The organism is Herbidospora mongoliensis (genome assembly GCF_001570545.1).
GTDB lineage: Bacteria > Actinomycetota > Actinomycetes > Streptosporangiales > Streptosporangiaceae > Herbidospora > Herbidospora mongoliensis.
Window position 1 is genome coordinate 227,397 of sequence record NZ_BBXD01000020.1, and the last position, 19,455, is coordinate 246,851.

Genomic DNA, 19,455 nt, shown 5'->3' on the forward strand with positions numbered 1-19,455 from the left:
CAGTCCCCTCGAGTGAGGTATCGCCGTGTCCAGCCTTGAAACGACCCCGTCCGTCGGCACCGCACGCGTCAAGCGCGGCATGGCAGAAATGCTCAAGGGTGGCGTGATCATGGACGTCGTCACCGCCGAGCAGGCGAAGATCGCCGAAGACGCCGGAGCCGTCGCGGTGATGGCCCTGGAACGGGTGCCCGCCGACATCCGCGCCCAGGGCGGCGTCTCCCGGATGAGCGACCCCGACATGATCGACGGCATCATCGAGGCCGTCTCCATCCCCGTCATGGCCAAGGCCCGCATCGGCCACTTCACCGAGGCCGCGGTCCTGCAGGCGCTCGGCGTCGACTACGTCGACGAGTCCGAGGTGCTCACCCCGGCCGACTACGCCAACCACATCGACAAGTGGCGCTTCACCGTGCCCTTCGTCTGTGGCGCCACCAACCTGGGCGAGGCCCTGCGCCGCATCACCGAGGGCGCGGCCATGATCCGCTCCAAGGGCGAGGCCGGCACCGGCGACGTCTCCAACGCCGTCACCCACATGCGCACCATCCGCGGCGAGCTCAGGCGCCTGTCCACCCTGCCCGAAGACGAGCTCTACGTCGCCGCCAAGGAGCTCCAGGCCCCCTACGAGCTGGTCGCCGAGGTCGCCCGCGAGGGCAAGCTGCCGGTCGTGCTGTTCACCGCGGGCGGCATCGCCACCCCGGCCGACGCCGCGATGATGATGCAGCTCGGCGCCGAGGGCGTGTTCGTCGGCTCCGGCATCTTCAAGTCGGGCAACCCCGCGCAGCGGGCCGCCGCGATCGTCAAGGCCACCACGTTCTTCGACGACCCCGACGTGATCGCCAAGGTCTCGCGCGGTCTCGGCGAGGCCATGGTCGGCATCAACGTCGACGACATCCCGGTGCCCCACCGCCTGGCCGAGCGCGGCTGGTGAGCACACCCACGATCGGCGTGCTCGCGCTCCAGGGCGACGTCCGCGAGCACGCCCGGTCTCTCGTGCTGTCCGGCGCCGTCGCGGTCGGAGTGCGCCGCCCCGAGGAGCTCGACGACGTCGACGCCCTGGTCATCCCCGGTGGCGAGTCGACCACCATGTGGAAACTCGCGGTGGCGTTCGAGATGTTCGACCCCATCCAGCAGCGGATCAAGACCGGTATGCCCGCTTATGGTTCGTGCGCCGGGATGATCATGCTGGCCGACCGCATCGAGGGCGGTGTCGAGGGTCAGCAGACCCTCGGCGGCCTCGACATGATCGTGCGCCGCAACGCCTTCGGGCGGCAGGTCGACTCCTTCGAGCACGACCTCGACCTCCCGGGCATCCAGGGCTTCCGGGCGATCTTCATCCGGGCCCCCTGGGTCGAGTCCGTCGGAAACGATGTCGAAGTGCTGGCCCGCGCCGGGGATAGGATCGTCGCGGTCCGCCAAGGCCCGCTACTCGCCACCTCGTTCCATCCGGAACTGACCGGCGACGCGCGGGTCCACTCGTATTTCGTTGAGATGGTAAGGGAGCTCTAGCCGATGTCCGGCCACTCCAAATGGGCGACGACGAAGCACAAGAAGGCCGTCGTCGACGCCAAGCGCGGGAAGCTGTTCGCGAAGCTCATCAAGAACATCGAAGTGGCGGCCAGGACCGGTGGCCCCGATCCTGAGGGCAACCCGACCCTCTACGACGCCATCACCAAGGCGCGTAAGAGCTCGGTCCCGGTCGACAACATCGAGCGCGCCCGCAAGCGCGGCGGTGGCCTGGAGGCGGGAGGCGCCGACTGGCAGACGATCATGTACGAGGGCTACGGCCCCAGTGGCGTCGCCGTGCTCATCGAGTGCCTGACCGACAACCGCAACAGGGCGGCCTCCGAGGTCCGGGTCGCGCTGACCCGCAACGGCGGTTCGCTGGCCGACCCCAACTCGGTCTCCTACATGTTCAACCGCAAGGGCGTCATCATCGTGCCCAAGCTGGTGTCGGAGACCAAGGCCGGCCGGGTCGAGCTGACCGAGGACCAGGTGCTCGAAGTGGTCCTGGAGGCGGGCGCGGAAGAGGTCAACGACCTCGACGAGTCGTTCGAGATCGTGACCGAGGCCAGTGACCTGGTCCCGGTCCGCAAGGCGCTGCAGGAGGCCGGCATCGACTACGACTCGGCCGACAGCAGCTTCGTGCCGTCGATCAACGTCCCGGTCGACGAGGACGCCGCCCGCAAGGTCTTCAAGCTCATCGACGCGCTCGAAGACAGCGACGACGTCCAGAACGTCTGGGCCAACGCCGACGTCTCCGACGAGATCCTGGCCGCCCTGGACGCCTGAAACAGGCTGTGTTCTCAAGGTAGATTCACAGCGCGAGCCACAGTTGGCCTTCGGCCGCCTGTGTCTCGCTTTGCGTGGTTCCGTAAGGCCTGCGTAGGTTGTGGTTCCGTGGACATTCGTGATCTCGGCGAAGACGATCTCGACGCGGTGCTCGACAATCGCAAGCGGGCCTTCGGGCCGCTCTCGGCGGGCGACGCCGCGATGTGGCGCAAGATGGTCACCCCGCTGGTGGCCCAGGGCCGCTACCTGGGCGTCGTCGACGGCGCCCGCCTGGTGGCCACCGCGCGGATCAACCCCTACACGCAGTGGTGGCACGGCCGCCCGCAGCCCATGGGCGGCGTGGCCGGGGTCACCGTCGCGCCGGAGGACCGGGGCCGGGGCGTCGGCCGTCTGGTGATGGGCGCCGCCCTGAACCGGTGCGCCGACCTCGGCAACGCGGTCTCCGTGCTCTATCCGGCGACCACGCCCATCTACCGCAGCATGGGCTGGGAGCACGCCGGCACCCGTTCGATCGCGACCCTGCCGACGGAGCTCCTGCGCACCGTCGCGCCCGGCGAGCCGGTGAAGCTGCGCCGCATGGGCCCCGGTGACGCCGGCGAACTGGTGGCGCTGATCGGCCGCCTCCACGCCGCGAGCCGCGCCTCCGGCCCGCTCTGCTACGAGGCGGAGACCTGGCGGGTCTGGCTGGCCGACGACGACGACTTCTGCTACCTCGCCGACGACGGCTATGTGATCTACAGATGGTCCGGCGGCGACATCGAGGTCGACAACCTCGTCGCCGCCTCCGAGGCGACCGCACGGGCCCTGTGGGGCCTGGTGGGCACCTCCTCGTCGGTTGCCCAGCGGGTGACCGCGACCATCGCGCCCGACGACCCGATCCTGTGGCTGCTGCGCGAGCGCTCGAAGGACGTCGTGGCCTCTACCCGCTGGATGTTCCGTCTCGTGGACGCAGCCGACGCCATCGCCCGGCGCGGCTACTCCCCGGCGGTGACCGCCTCGGTCCCCCTCGAACTGACCGACCCGGCCCGCCCCGCGAACAGCGGGGCCTGGCTGCTGGAGGTCGCGGCCGGCTCGGGCGCCCTGTCCCCGGGCCGCGGGGGAGGCCCGGCCCTCACGATCAACGGTCTGTCCGCCCTGTACGCCGGTGTCCCCGCCGCCACTCTTCGCATGTCGGGCGGACTGACCGGACCTGCGGAGTTCGACGACACGTTGGACGCGGTGTTCGCGGCGAAGCCGTACCTGCTCGACTACTTCTAGTGTAAGATCGCCGAACACATGTTCGGACTGGAAGGGGGCCGCCGGTGCGGGTGCTGGGTGTCGACCCCGGGCTCACGCGCTGCGGCGTCGGCGTCGTCGAGGGCCGCCCCGGAGCTCCCGTCCGCCTGGTGGCCGTCGGCGTGATCCGCACCCCGGCCGACGACGACATCGGCGCCCGGCTGGTGGCGATCGAGCGGGGCCTCGAAAAGTGGCTCGACGAGACCGCGCCCGACTCGGTGGCCGTGGAGCGGGTGTTCGCGCAGCACAACGTCCGCACCGTGATGGGCACCGCCCAGTCGGCCGCCCTCGCCATCCTCTGCGCCGCCCGTCGCGGCCTGCCGGTGGCGCTGCACACGCCGTCCGAGGTCAAGGCCGCGGTGACGGGCAGCGGCACGGCAGACAAGAAGCAGGTCGGCACCATGGTCACCCGCATCCTCCGCCTCGACGCCATGCCCAAACCCGCCGACGCCGCCGACGCCCTGGCCCTCGCGATCTGCCACGTGTGGCGCGGCGGCATGCAGAACCGGCTGGCGACGGCGGTGGCGACGGCCCGCACCGAGCGGGGCCTCCGGTGACCTCGGTGGTGAGCGGCTCGCGGGCGCGGTTCGCGGTGGTCGGCGATTCGGGTCGTGTCGGGTGTGAGGGCCTCGGCGGCCCCGCCCGGTCCGCGTCTTGTATTTCTAGGAGCTTTTGATGATCGCCTCGGTGTCCGGCCAGGTCAGCGCGCTCGCCCCTGATGCGGCCGTGGTCGAGGTCGGGGGAGTGGGGATCCTCGTGCACTGCACGCCCGGGACCCTCGGGCTGCTGCGGGTGGGCGAGGCCGCCCGGTTGTCGACCTCGCTGATCGTCCGGGAGGAGTCGCTGACCCTCTACGGGTTCGCCTCCGACGACGAGCGGGTGGTGTTCGAGATGCTGCAGACCGCCAGTGGCATCGGGCCCCGGCTCGCGCTGGCGATGCTCGCCGTGCACTCTCCCAACGCGCTGCGGATCGCGGTCGCCTCCGGTGATCTCAAGGCGCTCACGATGGTGCCGGGGATCGGGCAGAAGGGCGCCCAGCGGATCGTCCTGGAACTCAAGGGCAAGCTCGGCACCCCGGAGGAGGTCGTCAACGCCGCGATCAACGGGCCCGCCCGGGAGGCCGTGTGGCGCGAGCAGGTGCACTCGGGTCTGGTCGGGCTGGGCTACTCGACTCGTGACGCCGACGACGCGCTCGCCGTGGTGACCCCCGACGCCGAGGCCGATCTGGCCGCCGGCCGCCAGCCCCAGATCGCCCCGCTGCTGAAGGCCGCCCTGCGGGCGCTGAGCGTGCGATGAACGATTCATTCCCCGGGACCACCGACGGCTCCTACGAGGTCGAGATCGAGGGCCACTTCGAGCGGGAGCTCGCCTCCGCAGACGCGGTGGGTGACGAGCGGCTGATCGAGGCCGCGTTGCGGCCCAAGCGGCTGGCGGAGTTCATCGGGCAGCCGAGGGTGCGCGAGCAGCTCTCCCTGGTGCTGGAAGGGGCGCTGCGGCGCAACCGGCCGCCCGACCACGTCCTGATGAGCGGGCCGCCCGGGCTCGGCAAGACGACGCTCTCCATGATCATCGCCGCCGAGCTGGGGGCCCCGCTGCGGGTCACCTCGGGGCCGGCGCTGGAGCGGGCCGGCGATCTGGCCGCGATCCTGTCCACGCTGACCGACGGCGAAGTGCTCTTCATCGACGAGATCCACCGCATGGCCCGGCCCGCCGAGGAGATGCTCTACCTCGCGATGGAGGACTTCCGGGTCGACATCATCGTCGGCAAGGGGCCCGGCGCGACCGCGATCCCGCTCGACGTCGCGCCGTTCACCCTGGTCGGGGCCACCACCCGAGCCGGCCTGCTCCCGGCTCCGCTGCGCGACCGGTTCGGGTTCACCGCCCACATGGACTTCTACGACGACGCCGAACTCGAGACGGTGCTGCGCCGCTCGGCCCGGCTGCTGAGCCTCGACCTGCCCGACGAGGCGGCCGCCGAGATCGCGGGCCGGTCCCGGGGCACCCCCCGCATCGCCAACCGGCTGCTGCGGCGGGTCCGCGACTTCTCCGAGGTCCGCGCCGACGGGCTGATCACCCGGGAGATCGCCGCCGCCGCGCTGAATCTTTACGAAGTCGACGCCGAGGGCCTCGACCGGCTCGACCGGGCGGTCCTCCACGCGCTGCTGCGCAAGTTCGGCGGCGGTCCCGTCGGGCTGTCGACACTCGCGGTAGCCGTCGGCGAGGAGCCCGAGACCGTCGAGGTGGTCGCCGAACCGTTCCTGGTCCGGCAGGGGCTGCTGGCCAGAACCCCGCGCGGACGGGTGGCGACGGCCGCCGCGTGGCTGCACCTCGGGCTCGTCCCGCCGCCCGACGCGTTCGGTGCCGGCGTCGCCTTCGATAACCCTCAGTGATGCCGGAAAGGGCCGTAGGGATCACGGAATGGTTGCAATAGGCGGTAAAACGGAACTTTCCCGCGCGGCGGATCGTGGGTTCGTTGCCGGGCTTCTGACAGCTCGCCTACACTGCGTGGCTTGGCTGGGTGGCTAGGCTCGCTGTGTAAGGTGACGTGCCGAGCGTGTGTCCCTGACCGGTGTCAAACCTTGTGTGACCTCCGGCGAATGGCCGGTCATCTCTTCAACGAAGGAGAGCCCCGTGGAAGGGCTTGCGCAGCTACTCCCGATCGTCCTGCTATTCGTGGTCTTCTACTTCCTGCTCATCCGCCCGCAGCGGAAGAAGCAGCAGGAGGCCGTCGCGATGCAGAACTCGCTCAGCGTGGGATCCCGCGTCATGACCACCACGGGTCTTTTCGGCCTGGTGGTCGGTTTCGCCGACGACGATGTCATCCTCGAGGTGGCGCCCGGCGTCGAGACCCGCTGGGTCAAGGCGGCCATCGGCCGCGTCCTCGTCGAGGACGCGCCGATCGACGACGAGCACGACACCGATGAGACGACCGACGGCGACAACGTCGCGGAAAGCCCGGAGACTGGAGACTCCAGCACCCGCAAGTCCTGAGTACCCTCATTGAAGACCCCTTGACGAAAGACTGACCACCAGTGGCCCCACCGACCAGCAGCCAGATCAAGCCGGGACGCACGCTCCTGCTTCTTTTGGCGATCATCGCCGCCATGGGCGCGGCCGTGGTCCTGCAGAACGCGTACATCCCGAAGTTCGGTCTCGACCTCGCGGGCGGCACGACTGTCACGCTCTCGCCCGTGACCCTCGACAACAAGGCGCCCTCGCAAGAGAGCCTCGATCGGGCCGTCAACATCATCCGTGACCGCGTCAACGGGCAGGGCATCTCCGACGCCCAGGTCGCGAGGGCCAGTGACAACATCCTGATCCAGATCCCGGGCACCGGTCAGGAGGAGGCGTTGAAGCTCGTGGCGACGACCGCCGAGCTCCGCTTCCGCCAGGTGCTCGCGGTCGGCCCGGCTCAGGAGCAGCCGGCCGCGCTGCCCAGCGACGCGGCCTCACCGGCCCCGTCGGGCTCGCTGCCGGCCGTCACGCCGTCAGCCGCCGTCGCCTCACCCGCCGCCAGTCCGGCGGGCAGGGCGGTCTCGAAGGCCCTGCAGGCGCCCTCGCCCACTGCGAGCGCCCAGCCGTCGGGGGAGAAGAAGGGGAACAAGGCCAACGCCCAGCCGAGCCCGGCCGCCACACCGCTCGTCACGACGCAGCCCGCGCCCGACCCCAACGCCCAGAGCAACGACCCGCTGGCGGGTCAGGATCTGTCGGGCATCGACCCGGCCGTCCTGCAGCAGTTCAAGGATCTGAAGTGCACGGCCAACAACAAGGGCGCCGGTGTGCTCGACGACCCGGCCAAGCAGTTCGTGGCCTGTGACGAAAGCGGCACCGCGAAGTACATCCTCGACGTGGCCGCCGTGCAGGGCTCGGAGATCAGCACCGCCTCGTCCGGCCTGCGCCAGGACACCGGCGAGTGGGTCGTCAACCTCGACTTCAAGAGCGCGGGCGCCACGAAGTGGTCCGAGCTCACGAACAAGACCTTCTCCAGCCAGGCCCCGCGCAACCAGATCGGCGCGGTGCTCGACGGTGTGGTCGTCACGGCCCCGGTCTCCAACGGCCGCATCACCGGCGGCAAGACCGAGATCTCCGGCAGCTTCAACTCGCAGACGGCGACCGAGCTGGCCGACCAGCTCAAGTACGGCGCGCTGCCGCTGAAGTTCAAGGTCAGCTCGACCGTCTCGGTCTCCTCGACCCTCGGCGCCGACCAGCTACGCGGCGGTCTGATCGCGGGCGGCATCGGCCTCGTGATCGTCATGCTCTACCTGCTGCTCTACTACCGGGGCCTGGGCCTGGTCGGCATCGCCAGCCTCCTGGTCGCGACGCTCGTGACCTACCTGTCGGTCGTGGTGCTCAGCGCCAACGCGGGCTTCCGCCTGTCGCTGCCGCACATCATCGGCCTGGTGGTCTCGATCGGTATCACCGCCGACTCCTTCATCGTCTACTTCGAACGCATCAGAGACGAGATGAAGGAAGGCCGTCGCAGCCTGCGCACGGCCGTCGAGGTGGCCTGGAAGCGGGCCCGCCGCACGATCCTCGTGGCCGACGCGGTCATGTTCATCGCGGCCTTGGTGCTCTTCTTCCTGGCCGTCGGCGACGTCGCCGGGTTCGCCTTCGCGATGGGCCTGACCACGGTCATCGACGTCGTGGTGGTGTTCCTGTTCACCAAGCCGCTCATGTCGCAGGTGGCGGGCATGAAGTTCTTCGCCAAGGGCCACCGTCTGTCCGGCCTCGACGCGGAGCGCATGGCGCGCACCGACCCGTCGTCCACCTCGACCCTTCAGGAGGCGTGATGGCAGCCAGCCTCGCGCGCCGCCTCTACCGCGGCGACATCGACATCGACTTCGTCGGCAAGCGCAAGCTCTGGTACTCCCTGTCGCTCGCGCTGCTGATCGTCTCGATCGCCGGTCTGTTCATCAAGCCGCTCAACCTGGGCGTGGAGTTCACCGGCGGCTCGGTGTTCGACTTCACCCGCACTCCGGGCACCTCCGTCGAGCAGGTGCGCGACGTGGTCTCCGCGGCCGGTCCCCACCAGGTGATCGTCCAGGAGGCAGGCCCCAACTGGCGGGTGACCACCGAGAGCCTCGAAGGCTCCGAGGTCACCAAGGTCCAGCAGGCCGTCGCCGGCAAGTACGGCCTCGAGGTCGACGACGTCAGCTCCCAGGTGATCGGCGCGACGTGGGGTGGTGAGGTCTCCAACAAGGCGTGGATCGGCCTCATCGTCTTCATGATCGCGATCATGCTCTACCTGAGCATGGCGTTCGAGTGGCGGATGGCGCTGGCGGCTGTCGTCGCGCTCATCCACGACCTCGTGATCACGGCCGGCGTCTACGCCTGGTCGGGCTTCGAGGTCACCCCGGCGACCATGCTGGGCTTCCTGACGATCCTCGGTTATTCGCTCTACGACGCCGTCGTCGTGTTCGACATGATCAAGGAGGTCACCACGCCGCTGAAGACGTCGGCGAAGATGACCTACACCCAGGCGGCCAACAACGCCCTCAGCCACACCCTGGTCCGGTCGCTCAACACCTCGCTGGTGGCGATCCTGCCGGTGGCGGCGATCCTGTTCATCGGGACCACGCTGCTCGGCGCCGGTGTGCTGAAGGACCTGTCGCTGGCCCTGTTCGTCGGCATGATCGTCGGCACCTACTCCTCCCTGTGCGTGGCGACCCCGATCCTGGTGTCGCTGAAGGAACGCGAACCGCAGTGGATCGCCCTCGCCAAGAGGGTGGCGCAGCGCGACGCCTCCGAGGCCAAGCAGGCCTCCAAGGAGAAGAAGGAACACGCCAAGAAGTAGCAAAGCGAGACGCGGACGGCCGAAGGCCGGCCGTGGCTCGCGTTGGGAATCTGCCCAATAGACACGGAACACCCCGCAGGCATCCGGGAAGATCGGGAGCCTGCGGGGTGTTCGTGTCTTTGAGGCAAGTTTTGGGCGAGAGCCACGGCCAGCCGCCGCGCTTTGACTAGCCATTAAAGTTGGCAGGTGACCGACTGGATCTCGCTGATCAGGGACATTCCCGACTATCCGCAGCCCGGTGTCCTTTTCAAGGACATCACCCCGCTGCTGGCCGACCCGGCCGCGTTCACCGTGGTCGTCGACGACCTGGCCGAAGGGTTCACCTTCGACAAGGTGGTCGGCATCGAGGCCAGGGGTTTCATCCTGGCCGCTCCCGTGGCCATCAGGAGGGGCGCGGGATTTGTGCCTGTACGCAAGAAGGGCAAATTGCCCGCCGAAACGCTTGAGGCGTCCTACGATCTGGAATACGGCTCCGCGACGATCGAGGTCCACGCCGACGCGTTCGCCCCGGGCGAGCGGGTCCTGGTGGTCGACGACGTCCTCGCGACCGGCGGCACCGCGGCCGCCGCGGTCGACCTGGTGCGGCGCGCAGGCGCCGAGGTGGTCGCCGTGACGTTCCTGATGGAGCTGTCCTTCCTCCCCGGTAGGGAGAGGCTGCCCGGTCTCGATGTCAGAGCCTTGGTTACCGTTTGACCTACACTGAGTGATCTGGACTCGAATGTGAGGAGTCTGAGTGCCCCGTGATGTGGCCCCCGGAAACGCGCCCGTCGAGACACCCGGCGTGCCGGTTCCCGACGCGCCCAACGAGACGGCGCCCCCGGAGAAGGGGCCGGTCGTCCGGCGCAGACTGGGCCGGTTCGGCGGGCAGTGGGGTGCGATGAACCCCGTCCTCGAGCCCCTCTTCAAGACGGTGCGGGCCACTCACCCCAAAGCCGACCTGCGGCTGATCGAGCGCGCCTACGAGACGGCGGCCTACCACCACCGCGATCAGAAGCGGAAGAGCGGCGACCCCTACATCACCCACCCGCTGGCCGTGGCGACGATCCTGGCCGAGCTGGGCACCGACGACGAGACCCTGTGCGCGGCCCTCCTCCACGACACCGTGGAGGACACCGCCTACGGCCTCGACGAGCTGAGGGCCGACTTCGGCGAGAACATCGCGCTGCTGGTCGACGGGGTGACCAAGCTCGACAAGGTCAAGTTCGGCGACGCCGCCCAGGCCGAGACGGTCCGCAAGATGGTCGTGGCGATGAGCCGCGACATCCGCGTGCTGGTGATCAAGCTGGGCGACCGGCTGCACAACATGCGCACCATGCGTTACATGCCCGAGCACAAGCGGCAGCAGAAGTCCCGCGAGACGCTGGAGATCTTCGCGCCGCTGGCCCACCGCCTCGGCATGAACACGATCAAGTGGGAGCTGGAGGACCTCGCGTTCACCATGCTCTTCCCCAAGCGCTACGACGAGATCGCCCGCATGGTCTCCGAGCGGGCCCCGCGCCGTGACCTGTTCCTGCAGGAGGTCATCGAGAAGGTCCACACCGACCTGCGGGAACAGAAGGTCCGGGCGACCGTGAAGGGCCGTCCCAAGCACTACTACTCGATCTACCAGAAGATGATCGCCAAGGGCGTCGCCTTCGACGACATCTACGACCTGGTGGGCATCCGGGTGCTGGTCGACACGGTCCGCGACTGCTATGCCGCGCTCGGAACGATCCACGCCCGGTGGAACCCGGTGCCCGGGCGGTTCAAAGACTACATAGCGATGCCCAAGTTCAACATGTACCAGTCGCTGCACACGACGGTCATCGGGCCCGAGGGCAAGCCGGTCGAGCTGCAGATCCGCACCCACGCGATGCACCACCGCGCCGAATACGGCGTCGCGGCCCACTGGAAGTACAAAGAGGAGATGGTCGGCCCCGGCACCGGGGGCAAGGTCAAGGACGTCAACGACATGGCGTGGCTGCGCCAGCTCCTCGACTGGCAGAAGGAGACCTCCGACCCGGGCGAGTTCCTCGAGTCGCTGCGCTTCGACCTGTCGGTCTCCGAGGTGTTCGTCTTCACCCCGCGCGGCCAGGTCATCGCGCTGCCCGACGGCGCGACCCCGGTCGACTTCGCCTACGCCGTCCACACCGAGGTCGGCCATCGATGTATCGGGGCCCGGGTCAACGGGCGGCTGGTGCCGCTGGAGTCGCGGCTGAGCAACGGCGACACGGTCGAGATCTTCACCTCGAAGTCGCCCGACGCGGGGCCCTCGCGTGACTGGCTGAAGTTCGTCAAGTCGGGCCGGGCCCGCAACAAGATCCGCCAGTGGTTCTCCAAGGAGCGCCGCGAGACCGCGATCGAGGCCGGCAAGGAGGCCATCGGGCGGGCGATGCGCAAGCAGGGCCTGCCGCTCCAGCGGCTCATGTCCGGCGAGGCGCTGCTGGCCCTGGCCAGAGACCTGCACTATCCCGACGTGTCGGCGCTCTACGCGGCGGTGGGCGAGGGTCACATCGCGGCCCAGTCGGTCGTCCAGAAGCTCGTACAGGCCCTTGGAGGGGTTGAAGGGGCAGAAGAGGACATCGCCGAGGCGGCGCTGCCCACGCGGCTCAAGGGCACTCCCAGGGCCGGGACCAACGCTGGTGTCATGGTGGCGGGCGACCCCGACGTGTGGGTACGCCTCTCGCGCTGCTGTACGCCCGTGCCGGGTGACGACATCATCGGCTTCGTGACGCGGGGTCACGGGGTGTCGGTGCACCGGGTCGACTGCGCCAACGTGGGATCGCTCAAGGAGCAGACCGAACGGCTCGTCGAGGTGGCGTGGTCGCCCGGAGACGACTCGGTGTTCCTGGTCGCGATCCAGGTCGAGGCGCTCGACCGGCCCCGCCTGCTCTCAGATGTGACCCGCACGCTGTCGGACCACCACGTGAACATCCTGTCGGCGTCGGTGACGACCTCACGCGACCGGGTGGCGGTCAGCAAGTTCACCTTCGAGATGGGCGACCCCAAGCACCTGGGCCACGTGCTCAAGACGGTGCGCAACATCCCGGGCGTCTACGACGTCTACCGGGTGACCAGCGGCGCCTGACCGAATCGGTCAGGCGCCGCCGTTTCAAGAACACATCAGGAGAACTCGGCGAGCGTGCGCTCGGCCTCCTCCAGCCAGGAGCGGCGGGCCGCGATGCCCTCCTCGGCCTCCTTGGCCTGCTTGCTGCCCGGCTGGGCCTTGCCCAGACGGGTCTCAAGCTGCTCGATCGTGCGGCGGAGCTGGTTCACCGTGTCCTGGGCGCGGGCCCGGGCCTCGGGGTTGGAGCGCTTCCACTCCGTCTCCTCGGCCTTGCGGATCGCGTCGTCGATCTTCCGCAGCCCGCCCTCGAGCCGGTCGCGCTGCTCGCGCGGCACCGGCCCGACGGCCTCCCACCGCTCGACGAGGGACCGCAGCAGGCCCCGGGCCGTGCGGACGTCGGTCACCGGAAGGATCTTCTCCGCCTCGACCAGGAGCAGTTCCTTGGCCTCGGCGTTGGCCGCGAAAGAGGCGTCGCGCTCGGTGAACACCGCGGACCTGGCCTGGAAGAACAGGTCCTGGGCACCCTTGAAGCGGTTCCACAGCTCGTCTTCCGACTCGCGGGAGGCCCGGCCGGCCGCCTTCCAGCGGTTCATCAGCTCGCGGTAGGCCGCCGCGGTGGCGGTCCACTCGGTCGAGGACGACAGCGCCTCGGCCTCGCTGACGATGCGCTCCTTGTCGGAACGCACCTGGTCGCGCTGCTCGTCGAGCGAGGAGAAGTAGGCCTTGCGACGCTTGGCGAAGGCCGTGCGGGCCGTGGACAGGCGCTTCCACAGCGCCGCCTCGGTCGCCCGGTCGATCCGCTCGGCGGCCTTCCACTCCTCGACGAGCTGGCGCAGCCGCTCGCCGCCGGACTTCCAGTGAGTGGCGTCCTCGGCGATGCGCTCGGCCTCGCCGACGATCCGCTCCTTGATCTCCTTGGCCTGGCCGCGGGCGACCTCGCGGGCCGCCTTCACTTCCTCGCGGCGCTTGCCCACGATCTCGGTCAGGGCCTGAAGACGGTTGCTGAGCGAGTCGAGGTCACCGACCGCGTTCGCCCCGGTGATCGCCTCGCGCAGCTTCACGATGCCGGCCTCCGCCTGGGCAGGCGGCAGATCGGTGCCCTTAACCCGCTGTTCGAGCAGCTGAACCTGGCCGGCCAGCTCGTCGAACTTGCGGTGATAGTAGGCCAGCGCCTCTTCCGGTTCGCCGGCCTGCCAGGACCCGACGGCCCGTTCTCCCTCAGCCGTACGCACGTAGACGGTGCCGTCGTCGTCTACCCGGCCCCACGGGTCGGTGGTCACCGTGTCCTCCCGCACTCGAATCAGCCTCCAGGGCGTTTAGCCCTTGGTTGTATTACGTCAGCTCTTGCCGGTAATTGTCACGTCTTTGATGTCCACGGCCTGCTTCGGCGGTCCGTCGGCGCCACCCTCGGCACCGGCCTTGGCCACCTTGTCCACGAGGTCCAGGCCCTTGGTGATCGTGCCGAAGGGCGTGTACTGGTCGGGCAGGGTGTCCGTCTCATCGCCGTAGACGATGAAGAACTGGCTGCCGTTCGTGTTCGCGCCGCTGTTGGCCATCGCCAGGACGCCGCGCTTGTAGCTGGCGCCTTCGAGGTTCTCGTCCACGAAGCGGTAGCCCGGGCCGCCGCTGCCGGTGGCGGTCGGGTCGCCGCACTGGAGCACCTTGATGCCCTCGGTGGTGAGGCGGTGGCACTTCGTCTTGTCGAAGTAGCCCTTGCTCGCCAGGTGAGTGAACGAGCCGACGGTGCAGGGCGCCTTGGCCCCGTCGAGGTCGGCCTCGATGACGCCCAGGTTCGTGTTGATCTTCATGACCGCCGGAGCTGCGGCGACCTTGGGGTCGGGCTTGCCGACGTCCTTGGCCGCGCCCGCCGGATCGGTCACGTAGTCGCACTTGCCGGTGCCCTTGTCGTAGGGCAACGGTTGCGCGGGTGCCGCTGCGGCGGGGTCGGACGGGTTGGCCGACGCCGGCGCGGACGCCGCTGCGGTGGCCGGGTCGTCGTCGTTCCCTCCCGTCAGGAAGAACGCCGCGGCGACGATGCCGGCGACGACGACCACGACGCCGGCGGTGGTCCCGATCGCGGCGGTGCGCTTCTGCGTGCGTTCACGTTGAACGCGCGCGGCCTGCTGGCGCTCGTGGTGTTCGCGCGCGAGTTGCTTCTGCCGGTCCTTCCCGGTGACCACTTCGTCCTCCCGACTGTCCAAGAATGACTATTGAGGTGGGCGAATCGTATCGGCACACAGGTATTGGTTCGCAGCCCGCCGACCCGCACCGGTACCCTTCGGTTACATTCGCTCGCTCAATCCTTTGAGACATCGAGGCCGCTCCGTTGTTCATCGCAGGGTTCCCAGCCGGGTCGTTCCAGACCAACTGCTACGTCGTCGCGCCCGCCGCGGGCGAGGAATGCGTAGTCGTCGACCCAGGTCAGAACGCTGAAGAGGGCCTCGACGAGCTGATCCGCGAGCACCGGCTGAAGCCGGTCGCGGTGGTCCTGACCCATGGGCACATCGACCACATGTGGTCGGTCGGTCCGGTTTGCGGCGCTCGTGAAATTCCTGCCTGGATTCATCCAGATGATCGGATTTTGCTGAGCGATCCGGGCCGCGGCTTCGGCGCCATGAGCAAGCAACTGTTCGGCGGGCTGGAATTCAGCGAGCCCGACGACGTCCGCGAGCTCACCGACGGCGCCGTGCTGGAGCTGGCCGGCCTGGAACTGGTCGTCGACCACCGACCGGGCCATACCGGGGGGTCGGTGACCTTCAGGCTCGACCGCGAACAGGTGATGTTCGCCGGAGACCTGCTGTTCAAAGACTCCATCGGCCGCACCGATCTGCCCGGCGGCGACCACCAGGCCATGCTCGTCAGTCTCGCCAAGACGTTGACGCTGCCGGACGAAACGGTGGTTCTCCCCGGTCACGGACCCCAGACGACCATCGGCCGCGAGCGCACCAGTAACCCGTTCCTGAAAGATCTGGAGCACGGGGCGCCCGGCCCGACACGAGGACTGTGATGAGCTTCCAGGCGCCCAAGGGCGTTAGCGAATACGCGCCGCCCCGCTCGGCGGCGTTCCGGCGGGCGATCGACACCTTCGCCGCCGCGGTGACCCAAGCGGGTTACGGCTACCTCGAACTGCCGGTTTTCGAGGACACCCAGCTCTACGCGCGCGGCGTCGGCGAGTCGACCGACGTCGTGACCAAAGAGATGTACACCTTCCAGGACCGGGGCGGGCGTTCGCTCACCCTGCGTCCCGAGTTCACCGCCGGAGTGCTGCGGTCGGTGCTGGAGAACGGCCTGCACCACGGCCAGCTGCCCGTGAAGGTCTGGGCCGTCGGCCCCGCCTTCCGCTACGAACGGCCCCAGGCCGGGCGTTACCGGCAGTTCTACCAGGTCGACCTCGAGGCGATCGGCAGCGACGACCCGCTGGTCGACGCCGAGACGATCGCCATCGCCTGGGACTGGTACCAGCAGTTGGGGCTGCGGCGGCTGACCCTGCTGCTCAACACCCTGGGCTGCGCCGAGTGCCGTCCCATCTACCGGGCCGCGCTGCAAGATTTCCTGCGCGCCCTCGATCTCGACGAGGCCACCCGCGCCCGCGTCGAGATCAACCCGCTGCGGGTGCTCGACGACAAGCGGCCCGAGGTGCAGGCCCAGCTCGAAGGGGCACCGCTGGTCACCGACCACCTGTGCGCCTCCTGCAAGGCCCACCACGACCAGGTGCGCACCTCGCTGGCCGACCTGTCGATCCCGTGGACCGACAACCCGCGCCTGGTGCGCGGCCTCGACTACTACACCCGCACCACCTTCGAGTTCGACCACCCGCTGCTGGGGGCGCAGTCGGCGGTCGGCGGGGGCGGCCGTTACGACGGGCTCTCCGAGTCCATCGGCGGGCCGCCGCTGCCCGGCATCGGCTTCGGGCTCGGCCTCGACCGCACCGTGCTGGCCATGGAGGCCGAGGAGGTCGCCGCGGCGGCCGTCTCGTCGGTCGGCGTCTACGCCGTGCCGCTGGGCGAGGAGGCCCGTCGTCGTGCGTTCACGCTGCTCACCGAGCTGCGCCGCGCGGGGCTGTCGGCCGACATGGCCTACGGGTCCCGGGGGCTCAAGGGCGCCATGAAGGCGGCGTCCAAGTCCGGGGCCAGATACGCGCTGATCATCGGTGAGCGCGACCTGGAGGCGGGGGCCGTACAGCTGAAGGATCTGGAAACCGCTGAACAGACCGAGGTGTCCCTCGCCTCGATCGTCGACACCCTGAAAGGGAAACTCTTGTGATCCGCACCCACCAGGCCGGGACGTTGCGCCCCGAGCACGCCGGCCAACAGGTGACGCTGGCCGGATGGGTCGCCCGGCGCCGTGACCACGGCGGCGTGGTCTTCATCGACCTGCGCGACTCCTCCGGCTCCGCCCAGGTCGTCTTCCGCGAGGAGGACGACGCCCACGGCCTGCGCTCCGAATACTGCGTGAAGGTCGTCGGAGAGGTCCGGGTGCGGCCCGACGGCAACGAGAATCCCGACCTCCCCACGGGTGGCATCGAGGTCGTCGCCACCCAGGTCGAGGTGCTGAGCGAGGCAGCCCCGCTGCCGTTCCCGATCGAGGGCGCGGCGGGGGTGTCCGAGGAGGCGCGGCTCAAATACCGCTACCTCGACATCCGCCGCCAGCAGCTCGGCGACGCGCTGCGCATCCGGTCGAAGGCGACCTACCTGGTCAACGAGGTGATGAACGAGCGCGGGTTCGTCTACGTCGAGACGCCGAACCTGACCCGTTCGACCCCCGAGGGCGCCCGCGACTTCCTGGTGCCGGTCCGGCTCCAGCCGGGCAACTGGTACGCCCTGCCCCAGTCGCCCCAGCTGTTCAAGCAGCTCCTCATGGTGGCCGGGCTGGAGCGCTACTACCAGCTCACCAAGTGCTTCCGCGACGAAGACCTGCGGGCCGACCGGCAGCCGGAGTTCACCCAGATCGACATCGAGATGTCGTTCGTCGACCAGGACGACGTCATGGAGCTCGGCGAGGCGATCATCGGGCGGGTGTGGAAGGAGACGCTCGGCTACGAGCTGCCCTCCCCGCTGCCCCGGATCACCTACGCCGACGCGATGGCCCGCTACGGCTCCGACAAGCCCGACCTGCGGTTCGGCCAGGAACTGGTCGACCTGACCACCTTCTTCAAGGACACCACGTTCCGGGTGTTCCAGAACGAGTACGTCGGTGCGGTCGTCATGCCCGGCGGCGCCTCGCAGACCCGCAAGGAGCTCGACGGCTGGCAGGACTGGGCGAAGTCGCGCGGCGCGCGCGGGCTCGCCTACGTGCTCGTCCAGGAAGACGGGTTCGGCGGCCCGGTGGCCAAGAACCTGTCCGAGACCGAGATCGCCGGGCTGCGCGCGGCCACCGGCGCCGAGGTCGGCGACGCGATCTTCTTCGCCGCCGGCGCCCGGCACTCCTCGCGTGAGCTGCTCGGCGCGGCCCGTCTGGAGATCGGCCGCCGCAAGGGGCTGATCGACGAGTCGCAGTGGTCGTTCCTATGGGTCGTCGACGCGCCCATGTTCGAAGACGACGGCGAGGGCGGCTGGACGGCCGTGCACCACCCGTTCACCGGCCCCAAGCCCGAATGGAACGACAACTTCCAGGACCACCCGGGCGAGGCCCTGGCCTACGCCTACGACATGGTCTGCAACGGCATGGAGATCGGCGGCGGCTCGATCCGAATCCACCGGGCCGAGATGCAGCAGCGGGTCTTCGACGTGCTGGGCATCTCCAAGGAGGAGGCCGAGAGCAAGTTCGGCTTCCTGCTGGAGGCGTTCAAGTACGGCCCGCCGCCGCACGGAGGCATCGCCTACGGCTGGGACCGGGTCTGCATGCTGCTGGCGGGCGGTGAGTCGATCCGCGACGTGATCGCCTTCCCGAAGACCGCCTCCGGCTTCGACCCGCTGACGGCCGCGCCGACGCCGATCACCCCGGCGCAGCGCAAGGAAGCGGGCGTCGACGCCACGCCCAAGGCCTAGCAAGGTAAAGGGCCGGTCCGCAACGGACCGGCCCTTCGCGTTTCGACCAAACAGTGTTTTACCTCAGCACTCCGACGGCCCCGAAGAATCCGGCCTTCGTGGGGTCGGCGTCGGCCAGCCCCTTGATCTCCGGTCGCCAGACCCCCACTTGGACGATTCCTGGCTCCAGCAGCTCCATGCCCTCGAAGTAGGTGGCGACCTTCGCGGCGCTGCGGGCGGTGATGTTCCCGCTGGTGGTCTGCCGGTACGTCTTGTACACGACCTCCTGGAGGTCGTCGTCGACCTCGCCCATGTGGCCGTGCGACATGACCAGGTAGCTGCCCGGCACCATCGGCGCCCGCAGCTCCCGTAAGATCCGGGACGCCTCGGCGTCGTCGGGCACGAAGTGCACGATGGCCAGCAGCATGATCGCCACCGGCTGTGAGAAGTCGATGAGGGCCGTCACCTCGGGGTGGTCGAGGATGGCCTTGGGGTCGTGCAGGTCGGCCTGGACGACGGCGGTGTTGGGGTTCTTGGCCAGCAGCGCGCGCCCGTGGGCCAGCACGATGGGGTCGTTGTCGACGTAGACGACCCGGGCGTCGGGGGCGACCGACTGGGCGACCTGGTGGGTGTTCTCGCGGGTCGGCAGGCCTGAGCCGATGTCGAGGAACTGCCGGATGCCCTCCGCGGCGAGCATGCGTACGACCCGGGACAGGAACGCGCGGTTCTCCCGGGTGAATTCGCGGACGTACGGCATGCGCGCGAGGATCTCGTCGGCAGCTTCCCGGTCGGCGGCGAAGTTGTCCTTGCCGCCGAGGTAGTAGTCGTACATCCGGGCGACGCTGGGCTTGTGCGGGTCGATGACCCACGACGGTGCCGGGTCGTGCTCGGACAACGTGGTTCGCCTCCGGTCAGGGGGTGGCATTCTGCGCCTGGTATCTGCCCAGCGGACACCGGACGCGGTCGTTCCCAGCGTCCGAAATCTGCTTAAGGTACTGCCTTTCGCGAGATTCTAGGGGTTCTGTTGGGATTCGTGGTCCCAAAAACGCGGAAGGGCGGATCCTCGCGGACCCGCCCTTCCGGTG

General features: G+C 69.1%; 18 protein-coding genes. 15 read left to right on the top strand and 3 right to left on the bottom strand.

Translation table 11 applies throughout. The annotated features are described in order from the left end of the window. The first annotated feature begins 79 nt into the window (after positions 1-79). The 12 genes from pdxS to AW272_RS30365 all read left to right on the top strand — a co-directional run bounded on the left by pdxS (position 80) and on the right by AW272_RS30365 (position 12,425). Positions 80-928, top strand: a complete 849-nt coding sequence (gene pdxS / locus AW272_RS30310; protein ID WP_245657802.1) for a pyridoxal 5'-phosphate synthase lyase subunit PdxS — start codon at positions 80-82, stop codon at positions 926-928. Then, a complete protein-coding gene (gene pdxT / locus AW272_RS30315; RefSeq protein WP_066372626.1) occupies positions 922-1,506 on the top strand; it encodes a pyridoxal 5'-phosphate synthase glutaminase subunit PdxT in 585 nt (194 codons plus the stop codon). Before pdxS ends, pdxT begins: the two co-directional genes overlap by 7 nt. Positions 1,507-1,509: 3 nt before the next feature. Beyond that, positions 1,510-2,289, top strand: a complete 780-nt coding sequence (locus AW272_RS30320) for a YebC/PmpR family DNA-binding transcriptional regulator (protein WP_066372422.1) — start codon at positions 1,510-1,512, stop codon at positions 2,287-2,289. Between the two features lie 108 nt (positions 2,290-2,397). Next, a complete protein-coding gene (locus AW272_RS30325) occupies positions 2,398-3,546 on the top strand; it encodes a GNAT family N-acetyltransferase (protein WP_066372424.1) in 1,149 nt (382 codons plus the stop codon). A 44-nt stretch (positions 3,547-3,590) separates the two neighbouring features. Then, a complete protein-coding gene (gene ruvC, locus AW272_RS30330; RefSeq protein WP_066372426.1) occupies positions 3,591-4,121 on the top strand; it encodes a crossover junction endodeoxyribonuclease RuvC in 531 nt (176 codons plus the stop codon). 118 nt (positions 4,122-4,239) lie between these two features. After that, on the top strand, positions 4,240-4,860 hold the full coding sequence (gene ruvA / locus AW272_RS30335; RefSeq protein ID WP_066372428.1) for a Holliday junction branch migration protein RuvA: 621 nt from the start codon (positions 4,240-4,242) through the stop codon (positions 4,858-4,860). Then, positions 4,857-5,954 carry a Holliday junction branch migration DNA helicase RuvB gene (ruvB, locus tag AW272_RS30340; protein ID WP_083958823.1) on the top strand — a complete coding sequence of 366 codons (1,098 nt, stop codon included), beginning with the start codon at positions 4,857-4,859 and terminating at the stop codon, positions 5,952-5,954. Before ruvA ends, ruvB begins: the two co-directional genes overlap by 4 nt. 241 nt (positions 5,955-6,195) lie before the next feature. After that, positions 6,196-6,555, top strand: coding sequence for a preprotein translocase subunit YajC (yajC, locus tag AW272_RS30345; RefSeq protein WP_066372431.1), 360 nt, complete (start codon positions 6,196-6,198; stop codon positions 6,553-6,555). A 41-nt stretch (positions 6,556-6,596) separates the two neighbouring features. After that, positions 6,597-8,354 carry a protein translocase subunit SecD gene (gene secD, locus AW272_RS30350; RefSeq protein ID WP_369408788.1) on the top strand — a complete coding sequence of 586 codons (1,758 nt, stop codon included), beginning with the start codon at positions 6,597-6,599 and terminating at the stop codon, positions 8,352-8,354. Continuing rightward, positions 8,354-9,358, top strand: coding sequence for a protein translocase subunit SecF (secF, locus tag AW272_RS30355; RefSeq protein WP_066372438.1), 1,005 nt, complete (start codon positions 8,354-8,356; stop codon positions 9,356-9,358). The genes secD and secF overlap by 1 nt, the downstream gene beginning before the upstream one ends. 186 nt (positions 9,359-9,544) lie before the next feature. Continuing rightward, positions 9,545-10,051, top strand: coding sequence for an adenine phosphoribosyltransferase (locus AW272_RS30360; protein WP_066372446.1), 507 nt, complete (start codon positions 9,545-9,547; stop codon positions 10,049-10,051). 184 nt (positions 10,052-10,235) lie between these two features. After that, positions 10,236-12,425 (top strand): RelA/SpoT family protein, encoded by a 2,190-nt coding sequence (locus tag AW272_RS30365; RefSeq protein WP_066372637.1) that lies wholly within the window; start codon positions 10,236-10,238, stop codon positions 12,423-12,425. 35 nt (positions 12,426-12,460) lie between these two features. Here the strand turns inward: AW272_RS30365 and AW272_RS30370 are convergent, their stop codons facing one another. Then, positions 12,461-13,699, bottom strand: coding sequence for a DUF349 domain-containing protein (locus AW272_RS30370; protein WP_245657795.1), 1,239 nt, complete (start codon positions 13,697-13,699; stop codon positions 12,461-12,463). Positions 13,700-13,741: 42 nt separating this feature from the next. Next, complete coding sequence (locus AW272_RS30375) at positions 13,742-14,605, bottom strand: peptidylprolyl isomerase (RefSeq protein WP_245657796.1); 864 nt, start codon at positions 14,603-14,605, stop codon at positions 13,742-13,744. 125 nt (positions 14,606-14,730) lie between these two features. Here AW272_RS30375 and AW272_RS30380 point away from each other — a divergent pair, with 125 nt between their 5' ends. From AW272_RS30380 to aspS, 3 genes are read left to right on the top strand one after another with little or no spacing between them, the layout of a single operon-like run. Then, positions 14,731-15,411, top strand: coding sequence for an MBL fold metallo-hydrolase (locus tag AW272_RS30380; protein ID WP_066372459.1), 681 nt, complete (start codon positions 14,731-14,733; stop codon positions 15,409-15,411). After that, positions 15,411-16,667, top strand: coding sequence for a histidine--tRNA ligase (hisS, locus tag AW272_RS30385; RefSeq protein WP_066372461.1), 1,257 nt, complete (start codon positions 15,411-15,413; stop codon positions 16,665-16,667). Before AW272_RS30380 ends, hisS begins: the two co-directional genes overlap by 1 nt. Continuing rightward, positions 16,664-18,391 carry an aspartate--tRNA ligase gene (gene aspS / locus AW272_RS30390; protein WP_066372463.1) on the top strand — a complete coding sequence of 576 codons (1,728 nt, stop codon included), beginning with the start codon at positions 16,664-16,666 and terminating at the stop codon, positions 18,389-18,391. The genes hisS and aspS overlap by 4 nt, the downstream gene beginning before the upstream one ends. Positions 18,392-18,449: 58 nt before the next feature. Here the strand turns inward: aspS and AW272_RS30395 are convergent, their stop codons facing one another. Further along, positions 18,450-19,265, bottom strand: coding sequence for an SAM-dependent methyltransferase (locus AW272_RS30395; protein ID WP_245657797.1), 816 nt, complete (start codon positions 19,263-19,265; stop codon positions 18,450-18,452). Positions 19,266-19,455 lie beyond the last annotated feature (190 nt).

Coding starts and splice junctions, on each gene's coding strand:
- ruvA (WP_066372428.1), top strand. CDS start 4,240: ATGATCGCCTCGGTGTCCGGCCAGGTCAGCGCGCTCGCCCCTGATGCG.
- AW272_RS30320 (WP_066372422.1), top strand. CDS start 1,510: ATGTCCGGCCACTCCAAATGGGCGACGACGAAGCACAAGAAGGCCGTC.
- AW272_RS30365 (WP_066372637.1), top strand. CDS start 10,236: ATGAACCCCGTCCTCGAGCCCCTCTTCAAGACGGTGCGGGCCACTCAC.
- secF (WP_066372438.1), top strand. CDS start 8,354: ATGGCAGCCAGCCTCGCGCGCCGCCTCTACCGCGGCGACATCGACATC.
- hisS (WP_066372461.1), top strand. CDS start 15,411: ATGAGCTTCCAGGCGCCCAAGGGCGTTAGCGAATACGCGCCGCCCCGC.
- ruvB (WP_083958823.1), top strand. CDS start 4,857: ATGAACGATTCATTCCCCGGGACCACCGACGGCTCCTACGAGGTCGAG.
- pdxS (WP_245657802.1), top strand. CDS start 80: ATGGCAGAAATGCTCAAGGGTGGCGTGATCATGGACGTCGTCACCGCC.